This window comes from Desulfurobacterium pacificum, assembly GCF_900182835.1.
GTDB lineage: Bacteria > Aquificota > Aquificia > Desulfurobacteriales > Desulfurobacteriaceae > Desulfurobacterium_B > Desulfurobacterium_B pacificum.
Genome location: NZ_FXUB01000001.1, coordinates 245,271 through 255,200, shown reverse-complemented (window position 1 = coordinate 255,200; position 9,930 = coordinate 245,271). Strand labels below are relative to the sequence as shown.

At 39.3% G+C, this 9,930-nt stretch carries 11 protein-coding genes; 8 read left to right on the top strand and 3 right to left on the bottom strand.

Annotation, left to right across the window (positions count from 1 at the left end):
* Nucleotides 1–4: 4 nt before the first annotated feature.
* Genes QOL23_RS01240 through moaA form a run of 3 tightly spaced genes read right to left on the bottom strand, consistent with a single transcriptional unit; the run spans nt 5 to nt 1,530 of the window.
* Nucleotides 5–304, bottom strand: coding sequence for a YtxH domain-containing protein (locus QOL23_RS01240; RefSeq protein WP_283399762.1), 300 nt, complete (start codon nt 302–304; stop codon nt 5–7).
* Complete coding sequence (locus tag QOL23_RS01235; RefSeq protein WP_283399761.1) at nt 301–561, bottom strand: hypothetical protein; 261 nt, start codon at nt 559–561, stop codon at nt 301–303. Before QOL23_RS01235 ends, QOL23_RS01240 begins: the two co-directional genes overlap by 4 nt.
* Complete coding sequence (gene moaA, locus QOL23_RS01230; RefSeq protein ID WP_283399760.1) at nt 562–1,530, bottom strand: GTP 3',8-cyclase MoaA; 969 nt, start codon at nt 1,528–1,530, stop codon at nt 562–564.
* 111 nt (nt 1,531–1,641) lie between these two features.
* Between moaA and QOL23_RS01225 the strand changes: the two genes are divergently transcribed.
* Genes QOL23_RS01225 through QOL23_RS01190 form a run of 8 tightly spaced genes read left to right on the top strand, consistent with a single transcriptional unit; the run spans nt 1,642 to nt 9,927 of the window.
* Nucleotides 1,642–2,208, top strand: coding sequence for a TetR/AcrR family transcriptional regulator (locus QOL23_RS01225; RefSeq protein WP_283399759.1), 567 nt, complete (start codon nt 1,642–1,644; stop codon nt 2,206–2,208).
* A 47-nt stretch (nt 2,209–2,255) separates the two neighbouring features.
* Nucleotides 2,256–3,524, top strand: coding sequence for an HlyD family secretion protein (locus QOL23_RS01220; RefSeq protein ID WP_283399758.1), 1,269 nt, complete (start codon nt 2,256–2,258; stop codon nt 3,522–3,524).
* A gap of 1 nt (nt 3,525) precedes the next feature.
* Complete coding sequence (locus QOL23_RS01215) at nt 3,526–5,076, top strand: DHA2 family efflux MFS transporter permease subunit (protein WP_283399757.1); 1,551 nt, start codon at nt 3,526–3,528, stop codon at nt 5,074–5,076.
* Nucleotides 5,033–6,319: a TolC family protein gene (locus QOL23_RS01210; RefSeq protein WP_283399756.1), complete on the top strand. Its 1,287-nt coding sequence runs from the start codon at nt 5,033–5,035 to the stop codon at nt 6,317–6,319. The genes QOL23_RS01215 and QOL23_RS01210 overlap by 44 nt, the downstream gene beginning before the upstream one ends.
* Nucleotides 6,316–7,482, top strand: a complete 1,167-nt coding sequence (locus QOL23_RS01205) for an HlyD family secretion protein (RefSeq protein WP_283399755.1) — start codon at nt 6,316–6,318, stop codon at nt 7,480–7,482. Before QOL23_RS01210 ends, QOL23_RS01205 begins: the two co-directional genes overlap by 4 nt.
* A 5-nt stretch (nt 7,483–7,487) precedes the next feature.
* Complete coding sequence (locus QOL23_RS01200; RefSeq protein WP_283399754.1) at nt 7,488–9,140, top strand: ATP-binding cassette domain-containing protein; 1,653 nt, start codon at nt 7,488–7,490, stop codon at nt 9,138–9,140.
* 30 nt (nt 9,141–9,170) lie between these two features.
* Nucleotides 9,171–9,488 carry a nucleotidyltransferase family protein gene (locus QOL23_RS01195; protein ID WP_283399753.1) on the top strand — a complete coding sequence of 106 codons (318 nt, stop codon included), beginning with the start codon at nt 9,171–9,173 and terminating at the stop codon, nt 9,486–9,488.
* A complete protein-coding gene (locus tag QOL23_RS01190) occupies nt 9,478–9,927 on the top strand; it encodes a HepT-like ribonuclease domain-containing protein (protein WP_283399752.1) in 450 nt (149 codons plus the stop codon). Before QOL23_RS01195 ends, QOL23_RS01190 begins: the two co-directional genes overlap by 11 nt.
* Nucleotides 9,928–9,930: the final 3 nt, after the last annotated feature.

The window sequence follows — 9,930 nt, the reverse complement described above, 5'->3', positions numbered from 1 at the left end:
CCCTTTACTCTCCTTCTCTCTGAATTGTTTCTTCTAACTTCTGGATTTTCGCTTCAACTTCTTCAAGGATGTTTTTCTTCTCTTCTTCCGTAAGGTTTTCCTCTCCAGAAGTTATAAGCTGAGCTATGGAGTCGGAAATTTCCTTTACCAAGTTTCTCGCCCTTTCAGGAAGGTCACTTTCCTTAATTTGTTCCTGAAGTTCTTCAATCTTCTTTAAAATTTCTTCTCTCTTTGTTGTTGCAAGGTAAGCTGCACCTGCTCCTAATATACTTCCTAACAGAAACATTATTGAACCTCTTTTCATTGCTCTTTACCTCCTTTCCTTCTGAATTTCTTAGTTATTGATACGAAGTCGTTAACAATTTGAAAAGCCTCTGTTAAAGTTAATATAGTCTTTTTAAGTTCTAAGACAGCAGGTCTTAGCTGATTGTTAACGGTATCTATACTTTCTTCCAATTTTTTGAGCAATCTATAAGATACCACCGTTAAGACTATAAGCGCAATCGTGAGAATAACCATACATAACGCTATTACAACTAAAGCACCTTCTCCTACAACCATCTATCCTCCTATTGTGAACATTTTTCTCTGACACCCTAAACTTTCAAGGGCATCTATTCCGTTTATCTGTTTTTTTCTTTCTATTGCATTTACGATTACTTCTTTTAGTTTTTCTGGTGAGTAATCGCTACTTCTAATTATACATTTAAGGTCAACTTCCTCATCTCGCATCAGGCAGAGTCTAAGTTTTCCTTCCGGTGTAAGCCTTAAGCGGTTACACTCAGAGCAGAAATGCTCGCTTACTGAAGGAATAAAGCCCAAAACTGCTTTTGTATTTTCAACGATGTAGGATTTCGCTGGTCCTTTTTTAAAAGTTTTTGTGGGGATAAGTTTTCCCCAATTTTTTTCTATTAGGTTTTTAAGGTGGGATATAGGGATAAAGTGGGAGTGAGAGAATGGAGAATTACCTACAGGCATAAGTTCAATAAATCTTACTTCTACGCCGTAGTTTTCTGAAAAGGAGATGAAATCACCGATTTCGTCATCGTTAAAATCTTTTATAAGGACAACGTTTATCTTTATGGGGTTTAATCCTACTTTTATGGCTCTTTCAATTCCTTCAAGAACTTTATGAAAACTCTCTTTATCTTTGCCTGTTATGTAAGAGAACTTTTCAGGTTTGAGTGAATCAAGACTTACGTTGACGCGATTGAGTCCAGCTTCTTTCAGAGTTTCCGATTTTTCAGCTAAAAAGTAGCCATTTGTTGTTAACGATACGTCCTCTATTCCAATCTCTTTTAGTTGATAGATTAGATTTTCTATTCCTTTTCTTACTAAAGGTTCGCCACCCGTTATTCTTACTGCTTTTATACCAATAGTTTTAAAAACTCTTACTAACTCGCAAATTTCTTCATACCGTAAGATTTCCGAATGGGGAATAAAACGGTAGTCCTTGTCTGATGTGCAGTATTTACATTGGAAGTTACACCTATCCGTTACCGAGATTCTGAGGTATTCAATCTTTTTCACGTTCTGAAGACCTCTTAAAGTTTATAAATTAATTCTATCATAAAGAGTGGCAATATGTTAAAAAACCTTCAGTGTATAATACTACTTTAAACTCTATACCTGGGGGAGCTCTTGAAAGAGAAGATAATAAAAGCAGCTGAGGAGGTGTTCTCGGAAAGGGGTTTTCATGAAACGAAAATCTACCAAATAGCAGAAAAAGCAGGCGTTTCGGTGGGAACTATCTATAGGTTTTTTGAAAGCAAGGAAGAGCTGTATTTGACGGTTGTTCATTCTAAACTTTCAAAACTTGAAGAAGAAGTTAAAAAGGCTGTAAGTGGAAAATCCCCCACCCTCGCCCTCAAATCCTACATCTCTGCAGTTATAGACTTCTTCTTAAAAGAAGATGGGTTCTTTAAACTTTTCATCAGAGAAGTTGGCGTTTTTTCCGTTGTTGATGAAGAAAGGTTCAAAATCTCAGAGTGGTACAGGAACTACTTAAAGAACCTCTCCTCAATAATAAAAAAGGGGATAGAAACGGGAGAGTTTAGAAAATCCGACCCCTACGCCCTCAGCCTTGCCGTTTCTGGCGTATTAAAAAACATGATTTACTGCCATAGTAAAGGAATGCTTAACGGAGATACTGAATACCTAAAGAAAGAGATAGAAGACTTTATACTTAACGGACTCCTCAACAAGTAGTATAATGAGTGCTGAATCACCGTTCACTAACCTGGAAGAGGTGTTTCATGAATGTAAAAAAGGTTTTCACAGTTGTTGGTCTTTTGGTAATCGCAGTTTTTACGCTCTGGATAATCTACTTCTTCTATCAACGCCACGTTTACGTTATTACAGATAACGCCTTTGAAAGAGCTGACGTAGTGGATGTTTCCGTTCAGGACGTTTCCGGAAAAATCACAAAACTCCTGAAAAAAGAGTTTGCTCCGGTAAAGAAAGGAGAGCTGCTTTTCACCGTAGATGATTCTATCTACAGAAAAGACCTTCAGTCTCTTGAATCTCAAATCTCGGCTATGGAGCTAAAGAAGAAATCTCTTGAAGTCAAGTTAAGCAGAGTAAAGCAGCAGCTACCTTTAGAAGTGAAAATAAAGGAGCGACAGCTTTCTGTAGCTGAAAAGGAACTAAAGAAGTTATACCTTGCTGAAAAAATGGCAGAAGTTGACTATAAAACGTCGGTTGCTCAGGCAAAAGCTGCCGTTGAAGCTTCTGAAAAAGCCCTTCTCTCTGCTCAAACTAACCTTTCTTTCTGGAAGAACCGCTACAACAGATATAAAAGGCTTTACGGAAAGAGAGTTATATCTAAAGAGCAGTTTGAAGAGATAGAAAACGGTTACAAGAAAGCTATAGCCCTTTTTGCATCTGCTGAAAGCAAACTAAAAAGCGCTAAGGAGAACCTTAAAAAGGCAGAAAGTTTAAAGAGCAGAGTTGAGCAAATAAAAGTTTCAATCAAAGAGGCGAAGAAAAGGGTTGATGAAGCGAAACTTGCCGTTTCTTTAGCCAGAGAGGACTTAAAGAAAATACAGGAGCTTGAGAATAGTATAAAAGAGTTAGAAAAGAACATTTCTGCTTTAAAAGAGAAAAAGGCTAAAGTGGAGAACTTAATTTCTTACTGTTACGTTAAATCTCCTGTTAAAGGAGTCATAGCCAAAAAGTGGAAAGAAGTTGGTGATTTCGTTTCACCAGGTTTGCCCGTTTACTCAATCTATTCTCCTGAAAGTTTTTACGTTTTAGCCTGGATAGAGGAGGATAAGATACCTTACGTTAAGGTGGGTGCGAACGTGAAAGCAGAGTTGGAAGTTTGTGGAAAAACGTTTGAAGGGAAAGTAACTTCTGTTGGAACTTCAGCCGGTTCAATTTTTGCCCTCATACCGAGAGATACTTCTCAAGGAGAGTTTACGAGAGTTACGCAGAGAGTGCCGGTGAAAATAAAGCTTGAGAACGTTCCTCTTAAATGTATAAAACCTGGAACGAACGTAACCGTTTACATACGTAAGGAATGAGATGGACAGAAAGCTGTTAGTCGTTTCAATGCTTATAGTTACAGGTATGTTTATGACGCTCCTTGATACTACAATCGTTGATATCGTTCTGCCTCACATGATGAGTGCCTTTGAAGTAGAGCCTGACGATATCCAGTGGGTTATCACCTCCTACATGATAGCGTCAGCTGTGGCGATGCCCGTTGTAGGGTGGCTTGGAGGGAAAATAGGCAACAGGAATACATACCTTTTAGGTATTGCTCTTTTTACCGTTATGAGCGCTCTATGTGGAGTTGCTCCAAACCTTGAAACTATGATTGTTGGTAGAACCCTTCAAGGTATAGGTGAGGGGCTTTCCGTTCCTATGAGTATGGCGCTTCTCTTTGAACTCTACCCTCCGGAAAAGCGCGGAACAGCAATGGGATTGTTTGCCTTAGGGGCAACTTTTGGACCTTCGTTAGGTCCTACGTTGGGTGGTTACTTAACGGAACACTTTAACTGGCGCTGGGTCTTTTACGTTAATTTACTACCTGGAATTTTGGTTGTTTATCTCCTGACGTTACTCATGAAAAATAATAGAGAGAAAGGTATTCCTCCTCTTGATTTTCCCGGATTTTTACTGCTTGCAGTTTCTCTTTCCTCGTTAATAACTGCACTCTCAAAAGGTAACAACTGGGGGTGGAGTAATCCAAAAACGGTAGTTCTGTTTTACGTATTTGCGGTAACTACGGTAATTTTTATCATTCATCAGCTGAAAACAAAGTATCCTTTAGTTAACCTTGACCTATTTAAGTACCGCTTTTTTGCCTTTCCCGTTTTGGCTTTAACGCTTTTCGGTATGGGCGTTTACGCTTCCTACTTTTTGCTCCCTCTCTACCTTGAAAAGCTCAGAGAGTTTCCTACCATAGTTGCAGGAGAAATTCTCTTTTACCCTGCTGCTGCAACTGGAATAGTGAGCATAATAGTGGGAATATTGCTTGATAAAAAAATCCTTTCCCACCGCGCTTCCATAGTAATTGGTACTCTAATCTTCATTATTGGCACTCACCTTCAAACGCTTTTAAACCTTGATATGTCAAAGTGGCAGATAGTCGCACTTCTGCTTCCGTGGGGGGCAGGGATGGGATTTTTCTTTCCCGCCCTTTCCCAAATATCTTTAGGAAACTTTACAGGTGACCTTTTAAGACAGGCTTCTTCTCTCCAGAACCTTTTAAGACTTGTTGGTGGCAGCGTTGGAACTGCAATCTCTACCCATATTCTTCTTTCTTCAGAAAGCGCTCACTTTAACCATTTGTCCATTCAGGTCTCCAAGTATTCCCCTCAGGTGATAGAATTCATTACGAAGTGGAAGCAGCACCTTTACTACGAGTGTTCAACTGTTACTCCAATGCTAAACGCAAAAGCGGAAGCGATTTTGGGAATGCTCTTCAAGAAGCACGCTTTCTGGCACTCTTTTGCCGATGCTTTTACTTTTGCAACCGTTTGTGGAATTTTAACCTTAATCTTTGCGGTTAACGTAGGAGGGAACGTTGAAAAGGTTAATGCCGATTCTGATACTTGTAGCGCTGACTAAAAGCGTCTATTCTGCCACTCTCGGTGAAGTAATAGACCTTGCGTTAAAGAACAACCCGGAAATTAAAAAGGCTAAAGAAGAGACGAAGATAACCCTTGCCCAGTATAAAGAAGCTATTTCAAAATTCTTCCCAGACGTTAAGTTGGAATACTTTAAAACTCACCTTTCAGACGTCCCTTCCTACTCTATGAGTATTCCCGGGTTGCCGCCTATGAACTTTTCCCTTTTTGAAAAGAACTTTTACATGTTCAAAGTTTCCGCCACGCAACCTATCTTCATGGGCGGGAAGTTAATACTTAACAAAGAGATAAAAAAGAAAATACATACCGCTTCCTTCTACCAGTTTGAAGAAGTTACCAACAGGATTGTCTGCCAGGTGAAAAAAGATTTCTATACGGCAGTAGAAGCGAAAAACGCCGTTCTTATAGCAAAAGAGTATTTAAAGGCTGCTGAAAGCCACTATAAAACCGTCAAAGCCTTTTACGACGAAGGAATAGTAGCGCGGAGAGACCTTTTAGAAGCGGAAGTAAATCTGAAAGAAGCTGAGGAGTCTTTAGAAAAAGCTAAAAACGCCTACAAGGTCGCTATTGAAAAGCTAAAAGAAGATACAGGATATACCCTTAAAGATGAAAACGTTCCAATAAAAACCGATTTTGTAAAGGTGAAAGAGAGTTTAAAAGAACTTATCAAGTTGGCGCTTAAAAACAGACCGATTTTAAAAGCGTTAAAACTTGAAAAGAAGGCTGCTGATGAAGGGGTAAAGATGAGTTACGCTTCTTTCTCTCCTGACGTTTTTCTCAACCTTACCTACGAAAAGACAGACCAGTATCCGATGAACGGCAATTTTGATAACGTTCAGGTTTCGCTTGGCGTTTCGCTTCCACTTTTTGAAGGGGGATACAGGTTTTTCAGAGTAGAAGAAGCTAAAGGAATGAGAAGGAAAGTTGACTACGAGTATGAAAAAGCTGTAAACGCCGTTAAACTGCAGGTTACGGCAGCTTACTCAAAGCTTAAAACTGCCCAGAAAAGGATAGAGACTGCCAAAGCGATGGTCAGAGAAGCGGAAGAACTTCTAAAAGATTCTAAGGAAAGGTATAAAGAACACGTTGGAACGTCAACGGAAGTAGTTGACGCCATAGCCTACCTTACAAAAGCTAAAGGTATTCTCAACTCCGCTGTTGCAGATTACAGCAGGGCAGTAGCCGACCTTGAATACGCAATCGGAAAGAGAATAGAGAGATGAAAAGAATATTTGTTGTTTTACTGCTGTTTGCGGCGGTTTTTGGTTGCGGGAAAAAAGAAAATGCAAACCTTTTATACGTTAACGGCAGAATAGAGTGTGACGAGTACGACGTAGGAAACAAGTATCCTGGAAAGGTTGAGAAAGTGTTGGTAAAAGAGGGAGATTCCGTTAAGAAAGGGCAGGTTTTAGCCGTTCTTGATTCTAAAGAGTTAAGAGCTCAAGTAAGAGGGGCAGAGGCGCTTTTAAAGTCTTCCCAAAACGTTGTTGAAGCAAAGGAAAAAGAGGCTTTGTCTTTAAGAGAAGAAATCAAATCTCTTCAGGAAAAGTTAAAGGAACTTCACTCTTCCGTTCCTGAAGAGATAGAGATAGCTAAAAGTAGAGTTAAAGAGTGCCAGATTGCAGTAAAACAGGCGGAATTTTCTCTCTCTTCGGTTCGTTCCGCTTTGTCCAAAGCGGAAAAGGACTACAAACGCTTTAAATCTCTCTACGAAAGGAGGGTTATTTCAAAGGACAAGTTTGAGAGAGTTGAGCTGAACTATAAACAGCTACTTGATAGGGAGAAAACGGCTGCAGCAGAAGTTGAAAAGGCTAAAGAGAATTTGCAGATAGCCCGCAGGCAACTAAAGCTTGCCGAAGAAAAGCTAAAAGAGATTCCTTCTTTGAAACATAAAATCGCTTCAATGGAAGAAAACTTAAAGGCGTTGAAATCGGTTGTTTCTGCTTATAGAGAGAAAAGCCGTCAGGCAGAGGCGGAACTTGAAAGGTTAGAAGCTGTTTTAAAAGATATGAAAATTCGTTCTCCGATTGATGGAATTGTAATGGAGAAGATGGTTGAACCGGGAGAGGTGATTCCAGCCGGTTACCGGTTGTTTACCCTCTATAATCCCGATGACGTCTATTTTGAGGGTTACGTTCCCGAAAGTAAAGTTGGCTTTTTGAGTATAGGACAGAAAGGTTACCTGAAGGTTGATACTTACCCCAACAGAAAGTTTCCGGTTCGACTTACTTACGTGAGTTCCCGCGCAGAGTTTACGCCTAAAGAGGTTCAAACGAAGGAGGAAAGGGTAAAAGAGGTATTTAAAGTTAAATTGAGGGTTGTTAAAAATCCCCACCACCTCCTAAAACCCGGAATGCCTGCAGACTGCTACATCTATTTAAGGTAAAAGAGTTGACAGAAAAGGTTGTTGAAGTTGAAAACCTGTTCGTTGCTTATAAAAACGGAACTGTTGCTGTTAAAGGCGTCTCCTTTTCTGTTAAAAGGGGAGGAATTTATCTGTTCGTAGGACCAGACGGCGCCGGCAAATCTTCTCTCTTTAAATCTGTTGCTGGAGTAATCAAGTACTCTTCAGGTAAGGTTTCCGTTTTAGGTTTTGACCCCAATAACGATGAGGAAGTTGAAAAGATAAGAGAGAAAATATCCTTCATGCCGCAGGGGCTCGGACTCAATCTCTACCAGCGATTATCTGTAGAGGAAAACCTTGACTTTTTCGCTGCTCTGAGGGGTATTGAAGGAAAAGAAAAGGAAGAGAAAAAAGAGTTGTTTTTGAAGATTACGGGGCTTGCCCCTTTTAAAAACCGAAAAGTAGAGCACCTTTCCGGTGGAATGAAGCAGAAGTTAGGAATCTGCTGTTCCCTTATGCACAATCCAGAGATTGTCATTCTTGATGAACCTACAACGGGCGTTGACCCTGTTTCAAGGAGAGAAATCTGGAATCTGATTTACACCTTTTCAGAGAAGGAGAAAATAACGTTTTTAGTTTCAACCTCTTACATTGATGAGGCAGAGAGGGGAACGTTCGTTTTCGTTATGGAAAACGGAGAGATAGTTCTGCGTTTTAAGCCGGGAGAGGTTTCCCTTGAAGACTACTTTAACGAGGAGATAGAAAGAAACCAGGTTCGTGTGTCTGTTCCTTTTAAAAGCGTTGTTAACGTTCCGGAAAACGCCGTTATTGTTAGAAACGTTACGAAAAAGTTTGGTGATTTCGTTGCCGTTGATAACGTATCTTTAACGATTAAAAGAGGTGAGATAGCGGGATTTTTAGGACCAAACGGCGCAGGTAAAACCACGTTGATAAAAACGATTTTAGGTATATACGATAGAGATTCTGGTTACGTTGAAATTGCAGGTTATAGAAACGTTGAGAGGTGCAGAAAAATCATAGGGTATACGTCTCAAAAGTTTTCTCTCTATGAAGATATGACCGTTAATGAAAATCTCATTCTTTGGGGTTCTGTTTACGATGTGCCGTTTAAAGATTTAAAGCGAAGGATAAAGCAGTTCCTTGAGATTTTACAGTTAGATAAGTTTAAATCTGCTCTTGTATCTTCTCTTCCATTAGGAGTTAAGCAGAGAGTTGCCCTTGCTGCTGCTCTTCTTCATTACCCTGTTATTTTGTTTTTGGATGAACCGACCAGCGGCGTTGACCCTGTTGAAAGGAACGTCTTCTGGCAGATTATCAGAGAACTTTCTAAAAGGGGCGTTACGTCCCTTGTGACCACTCACTATATGGATGAAGCGGAGTTTTGCGATAGGGTGTTTTTGATGAGGGAGGGGGGGATTTTTAAGGAAGGCAGTCCAGATGAACTTAAAAGAGAGGTAGAAGAAAAGGTGGGTGGAGTTTACGAGATATTTACAGATTCTCCATTTAGGCTTTATTCCCTTCTTAAAAAAAGGGGATTGAAAGTTACCGTTTTCGGAAGAAAGGTAAGAATATATACTGACGCTGTTACGGTTGAGCGACTCAAAAAGGAACTAAAAATTGGAAAGATAGAAAGAGTTAAACCAACAATGGAAGACGTTTTTGTCCTTTCAGTTATGTAATATATTTTAGTATAAGGCTTTGTGGGTAGAATGATGGTTGAGAACTATGAAGAAGTACAGGAAATATTACGTAGACATAGGAGAGAATTGGAAGAAAAGTATGGGGTTATTCATATAGGCGTTTTTGGGTCTTTCGGTCTGGGTAGTCAAAGGGGAGACAGTGATGTGGATTTGATAGTAAGAATAGATAGTAAAAAGGATAGTTACAGAAATACTCTAAAGCTTAAAAATTATCTTGAATCCTTGTTGGGGCGTAGAGTTGATATTATCAAGGAAAAAGTTTTAGAAAGGGGAATTCTTCCATCGTTTGCAAAAAGTGTAAAAAGGAGTTTTAAAAGTGTCTTCTAAAAGATTTTCTTCTGAAAAGGTAAGGGGTTATCTTGAAAGAATTGTCAGGGATTGTTTGAAGGTTTCAAAACGAATTAAAGGAGTTGATAAAAAAGAATTTGTAGAAAGTGAGAAGGAAACGATGGATGAAAAAAGAGACGCAATAGCTAAAAGGCTTGAGAATATAGGTGAAAATGTTTGGAAGCTTCTTACACAGACGAATATTTTTGATAAATATCCGTATGAAGATTGGGAGAGCATTGCAGGATTCAGACATATATGTGTTCATGATTATGATGTTATTGATTTTGATGATGTTTATGATATAGCGGTTAACGAAATTCCTCGCCTTTTACAAAACATATGTAGAATCTATGAAGAAGAATATAAATCTAATGCTATTGAGATTGTAAGTAAAAAATACAAACTTGTTTTAAGAAAGAACAACTGGGGAGAATAGTTA

Bases quoted from the DNA above. Each gene is read 5' to 3' on its own strand.
- QOL23_RS01240 (WP_283399762.1), bottom strand. From the start codon at position 304: ATGAAAAGAGGTTCAATAATGTTTCTGTTAGGAAGTATATTAGGAGCA.
- QOL23_RS01235 (WP_283399761.1), bottom strand. From the start codon at position 561: ATGGTTGTAGGAGAAGGTGCTTTAGTTGTAATAGCGTTATGTATGGTT.
- QOL23_RS01220 (WP_283399758.1), top strand. From the start codon at position 2,256: ATGAATGTAAAAAAGGTTTTCACAGTTGTTGGTCTTTTGGTAATCGCA.
- QOL23_RS01215 (WP_283399757.1), top strand. From the start codon at position 3,526: ATGGACAGAAAGCTGTTAGTCGTTTCAATGCTTATAGTTACAGGTATG.
- QOL23_RS01205 (WP_283399755.1), top strand. From the start codon at position 6,316: ATGAAAAGAATATTTGTTGTTTTACTGCTGTTTGCGGCGGTTTTTGGT.
- QOL23_RS01195 (WP_283399753.1), top strand. From the start codon at position 9,171: ATGATGGTTGAGAACTATGAAGAAGTACAGGAAATATTACGTAGACAT.